This window comes from Dactylosporangium sp. NPDC049140, assembly GCF_040648435.1.
Window position 1 is genome coordinate 91,562 of the sequence record NZ_JBEZDS010000017.1, and the last position, 21,320, is coordinate 112,881.

Sequence of the window (21,320 nt, forward strand, 5' to 3'; positions counted from 1 at the left end):
TCCAATGGGCCGGTGACACGCACGGGTGACGGGGCGGACGTCGGTGGCTTCGCCGCCCTGCGCTCCGTGGGCTTCGAGCCCCTCGCCCCGGTGACCGGCACCGCCGTGTTCAGCCCGCCCCTGGGCTACGACATGTGCTGGAACGGTCCCAGGCGCAAACCGGTCGTGGACGAGGTGGCCGAGCAGTACGAGCGCGACGTACGCGAGCTGGCGCTGGAACGGATGCGGCGCGCGTGCGTCGCGGCCGGTGGCCACGGCGTCGTCGGCGCCACCCTGGCGGTCCGCCCGTTCCTGAGGGACAGCCTGGAGTACGTCATCGCGGGCACCGCGGTCCGCGCCGGCGGCTCGCCGCCGCGGCGCGGGGCGCGGCCGTTCACCGCCGGCGTGGATGCGGCCGGGCTGGCGAAGCTGCTGCGGGCCGGATGGATGCCCGTAGCGCTGATCTTCGGCGTCGCCGTGCGGGCCGTGCACGACACCTCGGGCAGTCTTCAGCGCTCCTCGATGGACAACGTCGAGCTGAGCACCTCGACCCTACTCGTCAAGGCGGCCCGGGCCGCGGCGCGGGCCGCCCTGGCCGCCGAGGCGGCGCGGGCCGGCGCGGGCTCGGTACTCCTCGGCGACACCGGCCTCAAGGTCTGCGAGCAGCCCTGCGAGACGGGCCGCGGCGCCGTGGACCGCGACGGCGTGGAGATCGAGGCCGAGGACCGCATCGCCCGGGCCGACATGACGGGCACCGCGATCGTCCAGCTGCACCGCCCGATCGGCGCCCCGCCCGGCCGCCCCCTGTCGATCATGCGGCTGGACCGCGGCCGACGCCCCGCCACGAACTGGAGGAACGAGCCATGACGCTGGACCCGGCCGAGGTGGGCGTTCCGCAGGACGCGATCGACCGGCTCGCCGAGCTCAAGCCCGGCCGGTCGGGGCGGATCTTCACCTCCGACCTCACCGTCAACGAGTTCCTGCTCGTGAAGCAGGCCGGCTTCACGCCGCTCGGGCTGGTGCTGGGCACGTCGGTGTACCACTGCGGCTTCCAGTTCAGCCGCTGGGCGAAAAACGCCGAGCTCGACGTGTTGAGCCAGGCCATGTACCACGCCCGCGAGCTGGCCATGACCCGGATGCAGGCCGAGGCGGCGGTGCTGGGGGCCGACGGCATCGTGGCGGTGCGGCTGGAGGTCGACTTCAAGGAGTGGGGCAGCGACACCGCCGAGTTCCTCGCCGTCGGCACGGCCGTGAAGGCCGACCACGGCAAGCGCTGGAAGCCCAAGACCGGCCGCCCATTCACCTCGGCGCTGTCCGGGCAGGACTTCTGGACCCTGCTGCAGGCCGGCTACGCCCCGCTCGGCATGGTGATGGGCGTCTGCGTCTACCACGTCGCGCACCGCACCTTCGCCAACATGCTCGCGACCGTCGGGCGCAACGCCGAGCTCCCGCAGTTCACGCAGGCGCTGTACGAGGCCCGCGAGCTGGCGATGGCCCGCATGCAGCACGAGGCCGAGCAGCTCGACGCGGAGGGCATCGTCGGCGTCGACCTGAACCAGCGCAACCACTCGTGGGGCTCACACACCACCGAGTTCTTCGCCATCGGCACCGCCGTGCGACCGCTGCGCGACGAGCACACCATCGCCGTCCCTCAGCTGGTCCTCGGCCTCGACTGAACCCCCGACCGGCGACGCGGCCGATCAACCCGCTCCGGCGTCTCCGGTCAGCGCTTCCGGGCGCCGCGCGCCCGGCCGACCGGGCGCAGCCGCGGCCCGGCCGCCGACCGGGCGAACCCGGCCACCGCCGCGACCGCGATCAGCCCGACCGCGGGCCACCAACCGAACCGCCAGACGCCGTCGCCGACCGCCACGGCGATGTCGGAAGGGGGCGGCGGTGCCGTCCAGTGCCCGTCGGCGACCCGCCAGCCCGACCAGTACCGGACCTCGGCAACCGCGTGGTAGGCGAGGTACCCGCCGGCGGTCAGGCACAGGCCGTAGGCCGTGCCGGAGAGGTACTGCCGCCCGCGCGGCGGGCACAGCGCCACCGCCTCCCGTAGCCCCGCGCCGGCGAACACCAGGCCGGTCAGCAGCACCGCCACGCCCAGCGCGACCGCCAGCCACAGCGTCGCGGCCGTCCAGCCGCCGGCGCCGAGGACCCGGTGGGCCACGTACAGCACCGGGTCGTCGGCCGGGCGGCCCACCTCGACTTCGATGCCCGACGGCCCGGCCGGCGGGTCGCTACCGGGCCGGGCGTACCAGTGGGTCAGTGCCGCGCAGCCGAGGATGGTGCCCGCCGCGACCGCCATCGCGTACCCGTCCGGGCCGCCCGAGCCGAGCACGTCGACGGGGCGGCGGGTGGCGAGCCCGCGCAGGCCCGCGACGACGACGGCGAGGCCGGCCGCGACCGCGACCGCCGGCAGCCACCGGTCGGCGCCGGTCAGGACGTGGCGGAAGACACCGTACCCGGCCTCGCCGGGCCGGCCGGCCGCCCCGCTGTTGACCACGGCCGCGCCGGTGAGGACCGCGAGCAGCGCGGCGCTCGCGGCTGCGGCCAGGCCGAGCAGCCGCCCCGCCGGCGGCGGCGCGGCCCGGACGGGCAGGGCGAACGGGCCCGCCCGTGGGCCGAGCGCGGCGCCGCCGGCCGCCAGCAACGCCACGAACGCGAGCCCGGGGAGGAAGCCGACCGGCCCGAGGGGCGCACGCAATCCGGTGCCCAGCGCCTCGGCGCCGGAGGCGGTGGCGATCAGCGGGATGACGACGACCACGAGCACCATCGCCAGCAGGACCAGGATCGGCCGCAGATAGTCCCTGGGCCTCGCCCGACGGGTGCGCGGCGGCCGGGGCGCCGGCGCGGTTGCCGGTGTCACCGCCGACGGAGGGCTCACCGGGACAGGACTTCCCGTCGTCGCCGGGCCCACCGGGACAGGACTTCCCGCCGGGGCCGGGCCCACCGCCGGGGCCGGCTCGTCGACGGCGTGCAGGGCGCCCTCGGCGACGATCAGCTCCGGCTGCTCGATGACGACCGGGGCGACGCCGGTGCTGCGGTGCACGACCGTGGAGACCAGCGGCATCCGGCTCGCCCCGCCCACCAGGAACACCGCCGCGGGTGGGCCGGGCAGGTCGCGCAGCGCCGTGGCCACCGCGGCGACGGTCTCGTCGAGCACCGGGCCGGCCAGGCCGTCGAGCTCCTCGCGGCCGAGCGGCGCGTCCACGTCGAGCAGCGGCAGCCGCACGAACGTCGACGCGCTGCGGGAGAGCATCTCCTTGCCGTCCCGCACGTGCTCCGACAGGTCCAGCCAGGCGTCGCGGTGGGCGGGCTCGGCCAGCTGCTGCCAGGCGCCGGCCTGGTCGGCGTACACGCCGCGCAGGTGCTCGACGACGGCGGCGTCGATGTCGAGCCCGCCGCGGTCGGCCAGGCCGGTGCTGGCCAGCACCGCGAACCCGGCGGCGGTGCGGGCGACCACCGTCGCGTCGAACGTGCCGGCGCCCAGGTCGTACACGACGAGATGGGCGCCGACGGGCAGCGTGGCGCCGAGCACCGTGACGAAGTACGCCGCCGCCGCGACCGGCTCGTCGACCACGGCGGGGCGCGGCAGGCCCGCCTCGACCGCGGCCCGGACGAGGAGTTCCCGACGGATCCGGCCCCAGCTCACCGGGCACGTCACGGTCACCCGTTCGGGTGTCCCTCCGGCGACGCGCTCGGCCTCGGCGGCGACCCTCGACAGCACGGCGGCGAACAGCTCGACGACGCCGACCTCACGCTCGCCGAGCAGGAGCGTGCCGTCGTCGATGCGCCGCTTCGGGTACGGCTCGAAGCGCTCCGGATGCCGGCGGGCCCAGTGCCGCGCGTCGCGGCCGGCCAGCAGCGGCCCGTCCGGGTCGGCGTACACGGCGGAGGGCAGCAGCGGCGAACCGTCGAAGGTGAGCGGCCGGGTCCGGCCGTCCGGCCAGGCGAGGACGGCGACGGTGGTGGACGTGCCGAAGTCGACGCCCAGCCGGTACCCCCCGCCGATCATGCCGCCACAGTAGAGCGCCCCGGCCGCCCGGGAATCTGTCCGATACCTGACATCGCGGTAGCCGTTACGGCGGCCGAGACGATCACCGAACAGTGGGACTGGACCGGCTGAACTGTCGGTTCGTTCTGGTTCCGGCCCGCGTACGTTCGGTGCCACCAACCTGGGTCCGCGCCGGTACCGCGGCTGCGTCAGCGTTTGCCGGAAGAAAGGTTCGACCCGATGCGTCTCCTCCAGCGCGCCAGGCCTGCCGCGGCGGCCGGGCTGTTCGCCGTCGCTTTGTCCGCCGTCCTCACCGGTGCGGCGCTCCTCGCCGCGCCGCCCGAGCCGGCCACCGCCGCCCCCGCCCAGCCGGCGGCCGGCTGCGCCATCACCGGCGTCGTGGCCGGCTCCGCGGCCGACGCCGATCGGCTGCGCAAGCAGCTGCCCACCCAGCCGGCCCACGAGCTGGCCGGCACCCGGCTGGACGGACAGGCCGGCTGGCCGGTGCCGGGCGGCCGGCCCGTCCTGGTCGTCGACTCGACGACCGGGTCGGCGCCGGCCACGGCGACGGTCGCCGCGTTCGGGCTACGGCTCGGCCTGCCCGCCGCCCCGGGCGCGGCCAAGGGCCGGTACGTCAACCAGTCCCAGCCGCCGCTGTTCGGCAGCTTCACCCGCACCGTCGAGGTCACCGTGACCGGCCCCGGCTGCCACACCACGCTGGTCCTGACCAGCGACCGGAGCGCGTTCACCACCGTCGCCGGCGTGGCCGGGCTGCTGCTGGCGCTGGCCGGCGGCTTCTTCACCGTGCTGATCGCCCGGCGCCCCGTCGGCGGCTGGGCCCGGCGCGCGCTGCTGGCCGCGCCGCTGGGCCTGCTGGCCGGCGCCGGCGAGGGGCTGGTGCTGCACGAGTCCGGCGTGCTGAGCCCGTCGAGCGGGCTCATCTGGCTCGCGCCCCTCGTCGGCGTGGTGCTGGCGCTGCTGCTGCCGCTCACCCGCCGGCGCCCGCGGCCGGCCGCCGCCGCGCCGGAGGCGTTCGCCCGGCCGGCGCACGTGGACCTCGGTGGGCGTACCGCCGAATCGCTCTTCACGCAGAGCGAGAGCGTCGCCGTCTACCGGGCGCTCGAGCCGGACGGCGTCACACGGGTCCTGCTGAAGACGCCCCGGCCGCAGTTCGTCGGCGATCCGGCCGTGCTGGCCGCGCTGGCCCGCGACGCCGAGGTCATGCGTCTCCTCGACGACGACAACTGCCTGCGGCTGCACGGGGCCGCCGCGCCGCCCGTCGTGGTCACGGAGGACATCGACGGCGCCCCGCTGCGCCAGCTGCTCGACGCGGGCCCCCGGCTCACCCCGGAGCAGGCCCTCACCGTGGTCGCCAGGGCGGCGACCGGGCTGATCGCCCTGCACCGCCTCGAGCTGGTCCACCGCGACGTGCGGCCCGACAACATCTACCTCGACCGGTCCGGGCGCTCGGTCCTGGCGAGCTTCGGCAACGCCCGCCCCGGCGCCGAGACGGTGCCGGCGGCCGAGGAGGCGGCGGAGTACCTCAGCCCCGAGCAGCGCCGTGGCGAGCCGATCGACGCCCGCTCGGACCTGTTCACCCTCGGCGCCATTCTGGTCGAGCTGCTGACCGGCCAGGTGCCGGTGGTCGCCCCGGACGCGCCGCCCGCCGCCCCGGCCGGGCTGCACCCGCAGCTGGCGACCCTGATCGAGCGGGCCCTGTCGCTCGACCCGGCGGGGCGACCGCAGAGCGCCGAGGAGTTCCTGGCCGAGCTGGGCGAGGCGGCCTCCGCCGCCTACGGGACGGACTGGATGACGCTCGGCGCGGCCACCGGCGCGATCCTGGCCCCCGGCGGGGCGATCGCGGCGGCCGGCGCGCTCGGCGCGGGCGCCGCCACCGCGGGCACCGGGATCACCGCGCTCGGCGTCGCCGAGGTGGGCGCCGCGACAGCGCCGGTGGCCACCGGCGCCGCCGGCCTCACCGTGGCGAGCACCGGGACCACCGTCACCACCACGACGACCGTCACCTCGGTGTCGAGCGGCACGGCCGGCGGGGCCCTGCCGCTGGTCGGCGCGGCCACCGCCGTCCTGGTCGGCATCGTCCTCGCGGTGACGCCGTCGACGCCCGCCGCCGCGTCGCAGGAGGTGATCACGCAGGAGTCGGCCCGGGTCATCCTCGCCTCCACCTGGGGCGAGGCCCGCGGCGGCACCGATACGCACATCGTCACCGACGCGCGCCCGGCGCTGTTGACCCTGCTCGGCTTCCCGGGCGCGGCGAGCGGCGAGCTCAGCCAGGTCGAGATCGGCGTACCGCCCGGGCAGACCAAGTACCCGGCGTACTTCCTCGCCACCGCTCAGCTCAAGCTCGCCGACGGCACCATCGTCTACATCTACGCCCGGTTCACCCGCACCTCGGCCGACCAGCCCTGGATGATGTCGGAGCTGATCGAGTCGAAGGTCGCCGCCAACGTCCCCAAGCCCAAGATCAATTCGGACGGCACGCTGCCCCCGCCGCCCGAACTGGTCGCCGACCCGGCGACCCTGCCGGCCCGGTACGTCGCCTGGGGCCAGCGGGTGACCGACAGCAAGGCCCTCGGCTCCGACGACGTGCTGACGGTGTCCACCGGCGGCGGTTCGTTCCTGGCGGGGATTCCGGGCTTCGTCGGCGTGAACGGCGTGTTCTACAACGCGCTCACCTGGAAGCCGGCCGGCGGCCTGACCATGCAGCCGGTCCTGCTCGAGGACGGCACCGTGCTGGCGCACTTCAACGCCAGCGCCGCCCAGACGCTCTACAACTCGCCGGCCCCGGCGAGCCGGCCGTGCCTGGTGGGCAACACCCAGATCGCCGTGCAGTTCGGCTTCCCCGGCTTCCCGACCGGCAAGTACCGGGAGGTGACGGTGGACTGGGCGATCGCGGTGACCGCACACGTCCCGGTGAAGGGCGCGGACCCGGCCAAGGTCACCATCGAGGACGCGGCGACGCCGACGAACCCCCGCAGCACACCCTGCTGACGTGAGCCCGGCCCGGCGGTGAGCGACCGCCGGGCCGGGCACCGAACCACAGGGAGAGCCCGATGCCGCGCGGGCGTCCATTATGGACTGTCGACCGCACACTGCCGCTCAAGCGTCTGCAGCCGGCGTCGTGGCGCTGATCGCCGGCAACCGGCGCCCGGGCCCGATGACGGCCGTGAGTGCCTCCGCCACCTTCACGGAGGCGTTCGCCTCCGCAGGCGCTCGGTCAGTCGCGGCACGATGCTGCCCGAGCCGGGCGCGAACAGCGCCGACGCCGCCCCGCCGGGCACCTGCAGGAGGACGAGGGACCACAGCGGGACGGTGCCCCCGATGACCAGCACCGCCATGACCGCCTGCACGACGAAGCGGGCCACGTCCGCGCAGACCATTGTCGTTCGCGGGCCGAGCCGGTCGGACAGGGCGCCGCCGAGGACCGGTATCGCGACAACGAGCATGGCATCGCCGAGCAACGAGACGAGCCGCGCGGCGAAGAACAGCCGGAAGCTCGCGGTCCACAACGCGGGCGTATCCGGCGCCGCGGATCGATCCGGATCGTTTGTCACCCCGTAGACCCGGAAGGCTTACCGTGCCCGCGTCCGTGGGCGTGGTCAGATGGGGCGGCAGTGCGGACGGTCGAAGGCGGAAGGAACTGCTGGGGTGAGTGACGCTGGAGCCGGCCTCCGTGCGACCGGGGAGCCGGTGACGAACAGGTGGGCGGCCCTGGCCGCGTTGCTGGCGGGGTTCTTCGTCATTCTGCTCGATACGACGATCGTGGCGGTCGCGAGCCCGCGCATCCAGGAAGACTTGCAGGCCGGTACTTCAGGGCTGTTCTGGGTGACGGCCGGGTACCTGCTGGCGTTCTCGGTGCCGCTGCTCGTCGCCGGGCGGCTGGGCGATCGCTACGACCCGAAGCGTGTGTTCCTGGCCGGGATGACGGGTTTCGCGGTGGCTTCGGCGCTGTGCGGCCTGGCGCCGTCGGTCGGCTGGCTGGTGCTGTTCCGCGTCGTCCAGGGGCTGGCGGCGGCCGCGATGGCGCCCCAGCCGCTCACGCTGATCCGCCGGCTGTTCGGGGCCGACGAACGCGGGCGTGCCCTCGGCCTGTGGGGCACTGTCGCATCAGCCGGGGCGCTGCTGGGTCCGCTGCTCGGGGGCCTGCTGACCGCGGCCCTCGACTGGCGCTGGGTCTTCCTGGTCAACGTCCCGCTGTGCTGTGCCGCGCTGCTGTCGGGGTTGCGCTGGATTCCCGGCAGCCGGGGTCATGCCACGAGCCTCGACCTGCCCGGGGCGCTGCTCAGCACCGCGGGTCTCGGTCTGCTCGTCTGGACGCTGCTGGCATGGCGGGATGTTCCGGCGTCAGTGATCGTTGCCGCCTGCGTGCTGGCTGCGGTGCTGCTGGCCGGGTTCGTGGCCCGGGAGCAGCGGATCGGGCCGCTGGCGCTGGCCCCACCGACGGTCTTCCGATCGGCCGGATTCCGCGCGGCCAGCGTCGCGGTGGCCTCGCTGGGGACGGTGGTCATCGCGATGGCACTGCCGACGATGCTGTACCTGCAGGAGGTGCGGGGCCTCGGACCGCTGGCGGCCGCGCTGGTGATGACCCCGGATGCTGTGATCGCGGCGCTGCTGTCGCCGGCGGCCGGCCGGTGGGTCGACCGCGCGGGTCCACGCCGGCCGGCGATCCTGGGGATGGCGCTGCTCACCGCGAGCCTGCTGCTCATCGAGGTCGTTGTCGTGCTGGGCGTCAATCCGTGGTGGATCGTGCCGGGAGCCGCCGCGCTGGGGATCGCGAATGCGGTGGCCTGGTCGCCGTTGTCGGTCGCCGCCATGGCATCGGTGGACGCGACCGCCGCGGGCGCGGCGTCCGGCATGTTCAACACGATCCGGCAGGTCGCGGCCGTCACCGGTGTCGCGGTGACCGGCGCGCTCCTTGCCGGCTGGCAGGCATCGCCGACCGTCTCGTTCAGCGTCGTCTTCGCGCTCATGACCCTGCTTGCGATGGCGGGTGTCGCCGCTGCCTTCCGGTTGCCGAGGACGCCGGCCGAAGGCGACACCCATTGAATGAACGGCCGGACGTGAGCGGCGCCGCCCTCGACTGCCGGCCTTGCCGTAGCCGGGCCTGGGCGTCCTTCTCGTCAGAGGGCCGGGTGCTGGTCGCGGACCGGGCTCAACGCCTCCAGTAGCGACGCGATGTGCAGGATCGTCGACTCCGCGTACCAGCCGGCCACCAGCTGCACTCCGATCGGCAGGCCGCCGCCGGTCGTGCCGAAGCGCATGGACAGGGCCGGGAGGCCGGTCAGGTTGAAGGGAACGGTCGTCGAACTCACGTGGAAGGCGTCCACCGTCCGGCCGTCCAGCGTGAACTTCGCCAGCCCGTGCGCGTGCGCGGGGATTGTCGTCACCGGGAGGAGCAGTAGGTCGTACCGCTGGAAGTACTCCGCGAAGGCGTCCCGGAGCCGCTCGACCCCCTCCTCGGCCCGGACGTAGTCCTCCACGGACGTGTCCGGTGCGGCGAGCAAGGTCCTCGAGTAGTTGAACATCTGGTCCTCGTGGCCCGCGGTGACTTCGCGGACGGGCGGCTTCATCTCCATGGCGTGCTGCCGGGTGAAGATGTCGAGCGGGTTGTCGCGCTCGAGGGCCGGGATGTGCACGGCCTCCACGTGAACGCCCGCCTCCCGCAGAGCGTCGGCGGCCGCCTGTACCGTCGCCGCAACCTCGGCGTCGACCGGACCCAGCCCCGAGTCGACCAGCCAGCCGACGCGGACGGGCCGGTCCGGTGCTGCGCCCAGGCCGGCGTCGAACTCGCGGGGGACGTCCGCGAAGCCGTCGGCGCCGTCCGGGCCGGCCAGCAACGAGTATGCCAGCGCCAGATCGCGGATCGAGCGGGCCATCGGGCCGGCGTGCCAGTCGCGGCGGGGCTCCCGCGGCCAAATCCCTGTCATCGGGACGCGCCCGTGGGTCGCCTTGAGGGCCGCGATGCCGGTGTCGGCCGCCGGCCCGCGCAGCGAGATGGACAGATCGCTGCCGAGTCCGAGGGGTGACATGCCGGCGGCGATCGCCGCGGACTCCCCGCCGCTGGAGCCGCCGGGCGAGCGGTCCAGGTCCCAGGGGTTGTTCGTCCGGCCCGTCAGGAGATTGTCGGACTCGATCCAGTACGAGAACTCCGGCAGGTTGGTCTTCGCCAGCAGGATCGCGCCGGCCCGCTTCATGCGGGCCACGCTGGTGGCGTCCGCGTCCGGGACACGTCCGGCGAAGATCGGCGAGCCGCGCTGGGTGGCCACCCCGGCGGTGTCGAACGAGTCCTTGGCCGTGAAGGGGACGCCGTGCAGCGGTCCTGCCTCCGCGCCCGAGGCGAGCTGCTCGTCGGCCCGCCGCGCGGCGTCCAGGGCGCCGTCGGCGAGCGTGACGACGGCGTTGAGGTGCGGGTCGACGGACTCGATGCGGTGCAGGTGCGCCTGCACCACCTCGGCCGAGGAGGCCTCCCCGGTGCGGATCAGCTCGGCGATCGCCGTCGCGTCGGCGTAGGTGAGGTCGGTGCCCATGGCGGAGCTCCTCTCAAGATCCGTATCGGTTCTCAGATTACGTCGATCACACGTCGGCGGCGGCCGGCCGGACGATCACATGACGTTCGACGTTGCCGCACGCGGACGCCCTGGGCCGTCGGCGCCGCCATCGCCCGCGTGCTCGACGGGCCGCGGGCCCTCACGGCCTGCGCGGGACCGTCAGCCGACGCGGGCACCCGGCGGGACCAGGCGGGCCGGCACCGCGAACACAGCCAGGTACCACTCCGCAACGAAACACGCGGTCCCCGCGCCGCCGGTGAGGGTCGCGGTGATCCTCGCCGCCCCGGTCGTGAGGGCCGCGCCGTCGTTCTGGCAACCGGGCAGCACGAACGCGAAGATCCTCAGGTCCGGGCCGGCGTTTCGGGCGACCGCCGCCCGCGCCGACTCGATCGCCGCCGGTGGGCCGGCCACCAGCCGGTCGATCTGGCCGGGCTCGGTCACCTCGGTCGCGCCGCCGGTGCCGCCGTCCCGCACCATGACGAACGCGATGAGCGCCGGGGCCGACGCCGGCGCGGGCGACGGGTCACCGGCCGGCGGGGGTGAGGCCGTGACCGGCCCGGTCGATCGCGCCCACGAGGGTGAGGCCGTGACCGGCCCCGGCCCGGTCGATCGCGCCGCAGGTGCATCCGCCGGCCCGTCACAGCCCGCCGCCGTCAGCGCCAGGGCCAGCACGCTCAGTGTCAGCAGTGACCACTTTTCCATGCCGCTGGGACGCACGGCTCCCGGCCCCGGTTCCGCTGGGCCGGTCCCGGCGGCCTGACCGCCAGGTCCCTCACCGCACCCTTCATCGGGCCGATCAGGGCGGCCCGCTCTTGCCCCGCACGCCCGATCAGAGTATTCACACATTGAAATCTGTACACGTCTCGCTCAACCCGTCGGCCGGCATTCGCGGCTCCAGGCAGAGGAGGAATCGATCGTGGGCAGACCTCGATGGACCATGACGCGCAATCCGAAACGGAAGACCGCCGGGCTGATCGCCGTCGCCGTGGTCACCAGCCTGACGGCGACGGCCGCACCGTCGTGGTCGGCACCGCCACGGGACCCGCTCTCCGGCCAGACCGCCAGCGATTTCCTCGGCGAGGGTCACGGCGCCCGCGACGTGGACAACCGCACCGGCGCCGTCGCGCCCAGCGGGCAGCAGCGTTCGCTCGCCGGCAGGTTCGGCGCGGTGCAGTTCAACGCGTTCGGCACGCCGCGGGCGCTCGGCCCGGTGACGCCCGGGCGGACCGCACTGGCCGCGGGTCTCGCGGCCGACCCGGAGACGGCCGCCCGCCAGTTCCTCACCCAGAACCAGGCGCTCTTCGGCATCGACGAGCAGTCGGTCGCCGCCATGGACACGGTCCTGATCCGCCCGATCGGCAAGGCGTCGGTGGTACTGCTGCGGCAGCGCTTCGGCGGGCTGCCGGCCGGGCACGACGGGCTCGTGTCGGTCCTCGTGAGTGACGGCGCGGTCGTCCGGGTGACCTCGTCGCTCTCCCGCGACACCCGGGCACCGCAGCCGGCCACCGTACCCTCCGCCGAGGCGATCGCCATCGCGGTCCGCGACGCCGGGCTGACCGCCGCCAAGGTCGCGCACGTCGACGTCGACACGGTGGCCGTTCCCACGCCCGCCGGCGGGCCGCGCGCCGCGTACGCGGTGACGCTGAACGGATCCGACCTGAGCCGTCCGGTGGCGTTCACCACCTACATCGACGCGCGTACCGGCGGCGTGCTGGTCCGCGACGACCTGGTCGACTTCGACGCGGACAACCCGAGCTGGGCGGTCTTCCCGGCCAGCCCCACGAACGTCGCCGGCCTCGACTCCCGGGTACGCTGGTGCTTCAGCCCGATGCCGGCCTGCGTGCGCACGGTCCGCGACCCGAACAGCGGCCAGGCGTGGGACGTCGACCTGAGCACCGGGCAGCCGACCTTCACCTCCACCGGCAACGCGACGAACGACGTGGTGCAGTGGGGCGCCGGAACCTCCCCCGTCCCGGCGACGCCGAAGCCCAACCGCGACTACGCCTACCCGTTCACCGACCAGTGGCACACGGCCCGTTGCAACCCGGCGGCGTTCACCTCGGCCCAGCGCAACGACGCGGACGCGGCGGTGAGCAACCTGTTCGCCATGCACAACCGGATGCACGACTGGGCGTACAACCTGGGCTTCACCGAATCGGCCTGGAACATGCAGGTCGTCAACCTCGGGCCGGACGGCCTCGGCGGCGACGCCGAGCAGGGCCGCGCTCAGGCCAATGCGCTCAGCGGCAGCCGCAACAACGCCAACCAGGGCACCCCCCGCGACGGCCTCCCGCCGACCACGAACATGTTCCTCTGGCAGCCGGTCGCGGGGGCGGCGTACCCTCCCTGCGTCGACGGCGACTACGACATGACCGTGATCGGGCACGAGTACACGCACGCGATCACCAACCGCATGATCGCCGGGCCGGACACCGGGATCGGCTCGTTCCAGGGCGGCTCGATGGGCGAGGCGTGGGGCGATCTGCTCGCCGGCGAGTACCTGTACGAGAACAACATCCGGGCGCAGGGTGACACGCCGTTCGTCACCGGCGCGTACGCCACCGGGAACAACACGACAGGCATCCGCGACTACGACGGCAGCAAGAGTCCCCTGAACTTCTCCGACATCGGCTTCGACCTGACCGGGCCGGAGGTCCACGCCGACGGCGAGATCTGGGTCGCCACCAACCTGCGGGTTCGCGCGGCATTCGTGCAGCGCTACGGCGCCGGTACGCCGTCGCTGCAGCAGCGCTGCGCCGACGGACAGGTGACCGTCGACGCGTGCCCCGGCAACCGGCGGTGGGCCCAGCTCACGTTCGACTCGTTCCTGCTACAGGCATCCGGCCAGGTCAGCATGCTGGACATGCGGGACAACATGCTCGCCGCCGACCTGGTCCGCTTCGGCGGGGCCAACCAGGACCTGATCTGGAACGCCTTCGCCCAGTCGGGCCTGGGCGCGGACGCGGCCGGCGGGCCGGCCGACACCGATCCGACGCCCAGCTTCGCGTCCCCGTACGCGAACAACGCCACCGTGACGCTGCAGCCGCTGGGCGACTCGGCCGGCGCGGTCATACGGCTGTACGTGGGTGACTACGAGGCCCGCGCCGTCCCGGTGGCGGACACCGACCCGGAGACCGCCCTGCCGGACACCTTCCAGATCCTGCCCGGTACGACGTTCTCGTTCACCGCGGTCGGTGCCGGATTCGGGCACAAGAAGTTCACCTCGCTGTTCCGGGCCGGTACGGCCCAGGATCTGCGGCTGAACCTGCCCCGCAACCTGGCCTCGACCACGGCGGGCGCGGTGCTCACCGGCGACGGCGTCAACGTCGGCAAGCTCGGCGACGACACGGAGGCGACCGACTGGGCCTCACTCGACGGCGTGGCCGGCAAGCAAGTGACCGTCGACCTGGCCGGCGACCGGCCGGTGCAGGTGAACACGGTGAACGTGAGCGCGCTGCTGCGCCCGGCGATCGACGGCGACGTGGACACCGGCGGCCAGAACCGGTTCTCCGCCCTGCGCCAGTTCCGGGTGCTCGCCTGCGACGCCACGAGCGCCGACTGCTCGTCGGACGCCGGCTACCGCGAGGTCTTCCGCAGCGCGCCTGACGCGTTCCCCGCGGAGGCGTTCCGGCCGGTCAGCTCGCAGCTCAACCTCCGGACGTTCCATTTCAACCCGGTCCGGGCGACACACCTGCGGATCCAGGTACTGAGCAGTCAGTGCACCGGCAACCCCCGGTACGCCGGCGAGCAGGACAACGACCCGGCCGCGGCGACCGACTGCGCGACGGCGAGCCCGTTCGCGGCGCAGGTCCGCATCGCCGAGTTCCAGGCGTTCTCCCGGTAGCCCCCGATCGGCGGGGGCCCGCGCGCTCGGCCGCGGGCCCCCGCCGACGAAGCGGAGGCGGACGCGCCCACGACATCGCCCCTCCCCCGCCGCGTACACGCGTGCCGTGCGCGGCGTGCTCAGGGTTGCGGCAACGGCCGCGTGCGTTCCAGGTGGGCGGCGGCGAGGATCAGGTAGGCGCCGGCCGTCCAGGTGTAGGCGCGATCACGCAGGCCGGCGCCGGTCTTGGCGTCGAAGTTCTCGGCAAAGCCGGACTGCTCGCACAGGGCGCGGAAGCGGGCGCTGATGTCGTCGGCCAGGTCGGCGTGACCGGCCCGGCGCAGGCCGTCCTCGATCAGCACGGTGGACGGCGCCCAGATCGGGCCACGCCAGTACCCGTCGGCCTCGTAGTGCGGGGAGGTCGGCAGCTCGGTGGCCGGCCCGAAGGCCGTGAGATGCATCCGGATCCGCGCGGCCAGCGTGTCGCGGACCTGGGCCGGCAGCCCGTCGCCGAGCGCGATGGCCATGAGATCCAACAGGCTGTCGCTGGTCCAGGTGCGCCCGGTCGTGACGCTCCGGGCGGCGAACCGTTCACCGTCCCAGAGGCGATCGAGCATCGCGGCGCAGAGCCGATGGGCCGCCGCGGCCCAGCGGGCCGCGTCGCCGCCGCGGTCGAGGCTCTCGGCGAGGTCGGCGAGCTCGCGCAGTTGCAGCACGAGGAAGGCGGCGAGGTCGGCGCTCTGCACCACGCGCTCGAGGTCGAACGTGGTCGCGTTGTCCCAGCCACTGTCGTTGCCGTGCTGGTAGTGCGGCAGCTCCTCGCCCGGCCCCCGGCGCGTGTCGAGCCAGAAGGCGCTCCAGCGGGCGAGCGCGTCATAGGTCGCTGCGAGCTCAGCGACGTCGATATCCGGGAGTCGCCGGCGCAGCTGGCGCAGCGTCCAGCCGTGGATGGGTGGCTTGACGAAGTTGTAGAGCACCTCGGAGTGGGTGATCGAGTCGGGCAGGGCGCCGGCCGGGTCCTGGTGGTCGAAGACGATTCGGAACTGGTGCCAGGCGAGCTCGGGCAGCCCGTCGGCGAGGGCCAGGGCATTGAAGCAGTGGTCCCAGCTCCAGACCTTGTCCATCCAGTGCTTGGACATCAGCACCGCCGGGCGGGTGACGAACCCGGCCGGTCGGACGGTAGCGGACCACAGCACGTAGGCGGCCAGCTCGGCGGCCGGGGTCTGCGGACCGCGCCACGGCGCCACAGCATCGGCGAAGGCGGTGAACTCGGCCTCGGCGGCCTTGACGACCTCGTCGAAGGTGCAGCCGGCTCGGTACGGCAGCCGGGCGCTGTCGAACTCCTCGATCGCGACCTCCCACGGTTCGTCGCCGGCGACGGCCACACCGCGTTCGCCGGTGCCGAGCGCCTGCGCGCCGATGGCTTCGGCGGTGCCGGCCAGGACCGTGACGCGGTACCGGCGGCCGGTGCCGTAGTCGGTGAACACGTAGGCCCCGTCGACGGGGTCGCGGTAGAAGTACGTGCCGCTGAATGGTGTCAGCGCCGGGTGCGCGGCGCGGATCGCCATGCCGAGCCCGTGTCCGCGCAGCCGGACCGTGTCGACGGTCTCGTAGGCGAGCTCCACCTGGCCGTCCTCGCCGGACCAGACCAGGCGGGCCGGCGATGCGGAGACGGCCGCCTCCGCCTCGGCGCCGCCTCCCATCGGCACCAGCCGCAGCACGGCGTGCAGGCCCGTCTGGTGCGACACCAGGTGCAGGTGCTCGGCGTAGGTCTTCTCGGCCACGACCGGCGAGATGCCGAACCAGGACCCGGCGTAGCTGAACGGGATTTCCCGCACGGAAAATGCCGGGCCGGTGGTGGTGCGCATGGTGCGACTCACTTTCTGGTGCTGTTCAGCCCGTGACGGCACCGGCGGCGACGTAGCTGCGCGACGACGAGCAGCACCGGCGGCCGGGACGGTCACGATGGCGTTGCGGCTGACCGGCGGCACGATCGACCCGAACGTGCGCAACGGGCCGGCACCGTCGGTGCGGGCGGCCCGCCGCGGGTCGGCACCGTCGGTGCGGGCGGCCCGCCGCGGGTCATCGGGGCGGCCTACTTCGTCGCCGCTGCGGCCGCGGTCTGCGCGGCCGTGAGGGCGTCGGCCGGGGACTTCGAGCCGCTCAACGCTGCCTGGACCGCGGTCCACATCGGCTGCGAGATCTTCGGGTACTTCGTGCCGAGGTCGTCGCTGGTGCGCCCCTTGGCGGCCTTGACGGCTTCGACCCATACCTTCAGCTCGGCGTTGGCCGCCACCTGCTTCTCCTGTACGGCGGTGGTCGGCGCCACGTAGTTCAGCGTACTCACGGTGGTGTAGGAGTTCTCGGTGCTGGTCAGGCACTGCACGATCTTCTTGCTCACCTCGTAACGACCGGTGTCCTTCTGCACGGGGAGGCTGACGAACTCGCCGCCCGTCGGCGCCGGCGCGGTGCCGCCGTTCTTGGCCGGTACCGGGATGATGCCGTACTCGAAGCCGGCCTTCTTCGCGTTGCCCAGCTGCCAGGTACCGTTCTCCGCGAACGCGTACTCCCCGGTGGCGAACTCCTGCCAGCTCGTGGTCTGCGTGTTGTTGATGACCGAGTTGGGCGCGTAGCCCTGCTTGAGCCAGCCGGTCCACAGCTGCAGTGCCGAGACCGCCGCCGGCGAGTCGAGCTTGCGCAGGTCCGCCCCGGACCCCCAGTACCACGGCAGGAACTGGAAGCTGCCCTCCTCGGTACCGATGGCGGAGAAGGTGACGCCCTTCTTCCCGGCGGCCTTCACCTTGCCCAGCGCCGCGGTCAGCGACGGCCAGTCCTTGACCGTGGCGATGTCCACGCCCGCGGCCTGCAGCACCGCCTTGTTGTAGTACAGCGCCAGCGTGTTCGCGCCGATCGGCACCCCGTAGGACTTGCCCCCGATCGTGCCGGCGGCGATGAGGTTCGGCGAGATCGCGCCGGTGTCCAGCTTGTTCTCCTGGGTGGTGGTCAGCACGCCGGCCTCGGCGAGCGTGGAGACGACCGGGTTGTCGACGATGAGCACGTCCGGGGAGTTGCCCTGCTGCGCCGCCAGCAGCGCCTTGCTCGTCAGGTCACTGGTGTCGTAACCGGCGCGCTTCACGCTCGCGCCGGCGTCGGTGCCGCACTTGCTGAGCAGCTGGGCCCACTCGGAGCTGCCGTCGTACTGCGGGTACGGGTCCCAGATCGTGTAGGTGCCCCCGCCGGGCGAACCGGCCCCGCCGGTGTCCGGCGAGGAGCAGGCGGTTTGGGTGCCGACGACGGCGAGCGGGACCAGGATGGCGCCGAGGAGCCCGCGCCTGAGCGATGACATGGGCATGATGAACCTTCTGCGGGTGGGGGTGTCCGGCTGGTCGCAGCCGTTCGGGGTGTACCGGACAGGTCGCATGGGCAGGCGCCGTCATGTCTTCGCGGGCGAGGACGGGAACGGCACCTTCGGGACGCGAATCGGTTCGACCCGAAACATAGGGGCGTTCGCGCCGCCGGTCAAGAGCGGACCGGCGTCGCCGGTTACCGCGCATGCGATCCGGGGCCGGGGGTTCGGCGCCTCGTCGGCGCACCATCCCGGGCTGACCACATGGTGACGAATCGGTTCGAGGTGCGAATTGCGCGGCGGGCGGGGCTCCGGCAAGCTTCTCGCCGAGAGCAGGACACGCCGGGCGGCCGCGAGGAGCACCATGAACATCGGAGAGATCGCCCGCCGGGCCGGCGTGTCACGCAGCACGGTGTCGTATGCGCTCACGGGCAACCGGCCGGTCTCCGAGGCGACCCGCCGACGCATCCAGACCGTCATCGACGAGCTGAACTACCGCCCGAACGCCACCGCCCGCGCGCTCAAGGAGGGCCGGACCCGCACGCTCGGACTCGTCATCCCGCCGGCCAGCCGGCGGCTCACCGACATGCAGCTGGGCTTCGTCGCCACCATCGTGGAGGCCGCCGCCGGCGCCGACTTCGACGTGCTGCTGTCACCCTCCGGGGGCGACCACGACCGCTCGTTCGAGCGGATCGTCACCGGCCGCCGCGTCGACGGGGTCATCCTGATGGAGATCCGGCTCGAGGACGACCGGGTCGCCCGCCTGCAGCGCAGCGGCCTGCCGTTCGTGACCATCGGTCGCACGCGCGAAGCCCTCGACATGTGGTCGGTCGACATCGACTACACCGTGCTCGTCTCGCGGTGCGTGCACCACCTCGCCGACCTGGGGCACCGGCACATCGCCCTCATCAACCGCTCCGCCGAGCTCGTCGCCGCCGGGTACGGCCCCGGCCACCGCGCGCTCGCCGGTTTCACCGGGGCCGTCGCCGAACGCGGCATCGCCGGCATCGACGTGTGCTGCGGCGACGACGCGCCGGCCGGTGAGGCGTGTATCGAGCGGCTGCGCGCCGAGCACCCCGAGATCACCGCGCTCGTGACCGTCAACGAGGCCGCGCTGCCAGGCATCCAGCGCGGCCTGGAGCGGGCCGGCCTGCACGTGCCGCGCGACTTCTCCGTCACCGGCGTGGCCGCCCGGCACTGGGCCGAGGACTTCCGCCCTCCGATGACCGCCGCCGACGTGCCGACCCACGACATGGGTGCCCAGGCCGTCGAACTGCTGCTGGAACAGTTGAACATGCCCACGGCGCATCCACGGCACCTCCTGCACACCCCGCCGATCTCCCTGCGCGCCAGTACCGGACCTGCCCCGGTCCGCTGATCGCCGGCTTCCGTCCTGGGGCCGCGCCGCCCGGCCCACCCACGGCGCGGCTCAGGACGGTCGGCCGCCCGGCCGCGGAAGCTTCATTTCGGGGAACTCCCCTTGCAGACAATCACCGGCGTCGACGTCTGAGGCCACGAGCACGAACCGGTTCGTCGGCCCATGGCACTCGTGGATGCCGCCCGGTCCCCGCCAGCGGCCGTCTTGTTGACACGCCGCAGCGCCTGGCCTTACCGTGCACACGAATCGATTCGACGCTATGGCGCCACGGACCACCCAAGTCACCGGGCCGCCGATCGCGCATGTTGGACAGTCCGCCAGCCGTCCGACGACGCCACCTTTCTCCGTCGCCGGCTCGTCTCGCGATCGGTGTGGGCTGTCCGTCGCCCCCTCCCCCGCCGACTGACCGAGGAGATGTCAGTGCACCCTCCACGAATGCGCCGATGGCGCGCCCGCGGTGCCCTCGCCGGATCCCTTGCCTTCGCCGCCGCGCTGACCCTGATGGGCGCACGGCCGGCGCTCGCCGCCGACGAGTCCCTCACCGTCAACTTCTCCGTGACGAACGGGACGCCGTCGTACCGTGCGTCCGGCTGGATCTACGGCATGACCGAGGACGGCAAGAACCCGCCCGACAACTACTACCGCGACGTGAAGTTCCAGGCGATGCGGGCCGGCGGCGCGCAGCTGCCGGGCGGCGGCTGGGTCGGCGGCGGCTACGACCGCCGCTGGAACGCCACACGCGCGCAGGCGCAGCGCACCGCCGCGCTCGGCGGCAAGTTCGTCCTGCTCAACCACGACCTCTGGGGCGCCGACGGCGCCGCCATCAGCCGCTTCCCGGGCGACAACGGCAACTGGACCGACTACGACAACTACCTCAACCGGCTGTTCAGCGACGTCCAGGCGGCCGGGATCACCGTCGAGTGGGACATCTGGAACGAACCCAACATCACCCTGTTCTGGAACCGCCCGCAGGCACAGTACTTCGAGCTGTGGCGGCGCACGTACCAGCGCATCCGGGCCACCTTCCCCGGCATGCTCATCGTCGGGCCGAGCCTCGCCGGCGTACCCTCGACCAGCGGCTGGTGGACGCAGTACCTCGACTACGTCAAGGCCAACAACGTCGTGCCCGACATCGTCAGCTGGCACTCGCTGCCCGGCGACCCGGTGACCAACGTCGCCACCGCGAACCAGACGCTGGACGCCCGGGGCATCGCCCACCCGCGCCCGTACCAGATCAACGAGTACGGCGCCGCCAACGAACAGAACCCGGCCGGCGGCGCGTGGTACATCGCCCGCCTGGAACGCGCCGGCGCCGACGGCCTACGGGCCAACTGGGCCGGCGGGCAGAACCTCCACAACGACCTGGCCAGCCTGCTCACCCACAACTCCGCCGGGCAGTACCAGACCAAGGGCGAGTGGTGGGTGTACAACTTCTACGCCTCCCAGACCGGCCAGATCGCCGCGGTCACACCGAGCGCCTCCTACGACGCGTTCGCCACGAAGACCGCCGGCTCGGCGAAGATCCTCGTCGGCGGCAGCCGCACGACCGGCAACGTCGCCGTGAACCTGCAACGCCTGGACACCACGAGCGGCATCGTGCAGAACAACCAGGTCCGCGTGGTCGTGCAGAACATCCCGAACAACAACGGCGGCGCCGTGACCGGCCCGGTCACGGTACAGGACAGCGTGGTGACACTCTCCGGCAACGCCGCGACGGTGAACGTCCCGCACACCGCCGTCAACGACACGTCCACGATCACGCTGCTGCCGCCGTCGGGCACGGTCCCGCAAGGTCAGCTCATCGTGGGCACCCAGTCGGGACGGTGCGTCGACGTGCCGGGCGCGACGACGGCCAACGGCACACAGACGCAGCTGTGGGACTGCCACGGCGGCACCAACCAGCGCTTCACATACACCGCCAGCAAGCAGCTGCAGGTGTACGGCAGCAAATGCCTGGACGCCAACGGCCAAGGCAGCACCAACGGCACCGCCGCGATCATCTGGGACTGCAACGGCCAAGCCAACCAGCAGTGGAACGTCAACGCCGACGGCACCATCACCGGTGTGCAGTCCGGCCTGTGCCTGGACGCCAGCGCCCTCGGCACCGCCAACGGCACCAAGGTCCAGCTCTGGCAGTGCCTCAACGGCGCCAACCAGAAATGGAGCCTCCGCAGCTGACGCGGGCGCCGGCAGGGCGACGGGCCGACCGGTCCGTCACCCTGCCCCGCGGCGGC

At 73.3% G+C, this 21,320-nt stretch carries 13 protein-coding genes; 7 read left to right on the forward strand and 6 right to left on the reverse strand.

What is annotated here, in order from left to right; genetic code table 11:
• Positions 1-12: 12 nt before the first annotated feature.
• Both AB0B76_RS26690 and AB0B76_RS26695 read left to right on the forward strand, forming a co-directional pair.
• Positions 13-846: a hypothetical protein gene (locus AB0B76_RS26690; protein ID WP_360380335.1), complete on the forward strand. Its 834-nt coding sequence runs from the start codon at positions 13-15 to the stop codon at positions 844-846.
• Positions 843-1,655, forward strand: a complete 813-nt coding sequence (locus AB0B76_RS26695) for a heavy metal-binding domain-containing protein (protein WP_360380337.1) — start codon at positions 843-845, stop codon at positions 1,653-1,655. Before AB0B76_RS26690 ends, AB0B76_RS26695 begins: the two co-directional genes overlap by 4 nt.
• Before the next feature lie 47 nt (positions 1,656-1,702).
• Here the strand turns inward: AB0B76_RS26695 and AB0B76_RS26700 are convergent, their stop codons facing one another.
• Positions 1,703-3,994, reverse strand: a complete 2,292-nt coding sequence (locus tag AB0B76_RS26700; RefSeq protein WP_360380340.1) for an Hsp70 family protein — start codon at positions 3,992-3,994, stop codon at positions 1,703-1,705.
• 219 nt (positions 3,995-4,213) lie between these two features.
• On the opposite strand from AB0B76_RS26700, the gene AB0B76_RS26705 reads away from it, so the two are divergent.
• Complete coding sequence (locus AB0B76_RS26705; protein WP_360380342.1) at positions 4,214-6,982, forward strand: serine/threonine-protein kinase; 2,769 nt, start codon at positions 4,214-4,216, stop codon at positions 6,980-6,982.
• A 194-nt stretch (positions 6,983-7,176) separates the two neighbouring features.
• Here the strand turns inward: AB0B76_RS26705 and AB0B76_RS26710 are convergent, their stop codons facing one another.
• The gene (locus tag AB0B76_RS26710) at positions 7,177-7,545 is read right to left on the reverse strand and encodes a hypothetical protein (RefSeq protein WP_360380345.1); all 369 of its coding nucleotides are present in this window, start codon (positions 7,543-7,545) and stop codon (positions 7,177-7,179) included.
• A gap of 136 nt (positions 7,546-7,681) precedes the next feature.
• Here AB0B76_RS26710 and AB0B76_RS26715 point away from each other — a divergent pair, with 136 nt between their 5' ends.
• Positions 7,682-9,037, forward strand: coding sequence for an MFS transporter (locus AB0B76_RS26715; RefSeq protein WP_360380347.1), 1,356 nt, complete (start codon positions 7,682-7,684; stop codon positions 9,035-9,037).
• Positions 9,038-9,111: 74 nt separating this feature from the next.
• Here the strand turns inward: AB0B76_RS26715 and AB0B76_RS26720 are convergent, their stop codons facing one another.
• Positions 9,112-10,518 (reverse strand): amidase, encoded by a 1,407-nt coding sequence (locus AB0B76_RS26720; protein ID WP_360380349.1) that lies wholly within the window; start codon positions 10,516-10,518, stop codon positions 9,112-9,114.
• 180 nt (positions 10,519-10,698) lie between these two features.
• Complete coding sequence (locus AB0B76_RS26725) at positions 10,699-11,241, reverse strand: hypothetical protein (protein WP_360380352.1); 543 nt, start codon at positions 11,239-11,241, stop codon at positions 10,699-10,701.
• 235 nt (positions 11,242-11,476) lie between these two features.
• On the opposite strand from AB0B76_RS26725, the gene AB0B76_RS26730 reads away from it, so the two are divergent.
• Positions 11,477-14,383 (forward strand): M36 family metallopeptidase, encoded by a 2,907-nt coding sequence (locus tag AB0B76_RS26730; RefSeq protein WP_360380354.1) that lies wholly within the window; start codon positions 11,477-11,479, stop codon positions 14,381-14,383.
• 119 nt (positions 14,384-14,502) lie between these two features.
• Here AB0B76_RS26730 and AB0B76_RS26735 read toward each other — a convergent pair whose 3' ends face one another.
• Together AB0B76_RS26735 and AB0B76_RS26740 are read right to left on the reverse strand one after the other, a co-directional pair.
• Complete coding sequence (locus AB0B76_RS26735) at positions 14,503-16,230, reverse strand: glycogen debranching protein (protein ID WP_360380357.1); 1,728 nt, start codon at positions 16,228-16,230, stop codon at positions 14,503-14,505.
• 227 nt (positions 16,231-16,457) lie between these two features.
• Complete coding sequence (locus tag AB0B76_RS26740) at positions 16,458-17,714, reverse strand: extracellular solute-binding protein (protein WP_360380359.1); 1,257 nt, start codon at positions 17,712-17,714, stop codon at positions 16,458-16,460.
• 358 nt (positions 17,715-18,072) lie between these two features.
• Here AB0B76_RS26740 and AB0B76_RS26745 point away from each other — a divergent pair, with 358 nt between their 5' ends.
• Entirely contained in the window at positions 18,073-19,086 is a 1,014-nt protein-coding gene (locus AB0B76_RS26745; protein ID WP_360380361.1) for a LacI family DNA-binding transcriptional regulator, read from the forward strand.
• A gap of 435 nt (positions 19,087-19,521) precedes the next feature.
• Positions 19,522-21,264 (forward strand): ricin-type beta-trefoil lectin domain protein, encoded by a 1,743-nt coding sequence (locus AB0B76_RS26750; protein ID WP_360380364.1) that lies wholly within the window; start codon positions 19,522-19,524, stop codon positions 21,262-21,264.
• Positions 21,265-21,320 lie beyond the last annotated feature (56 nt).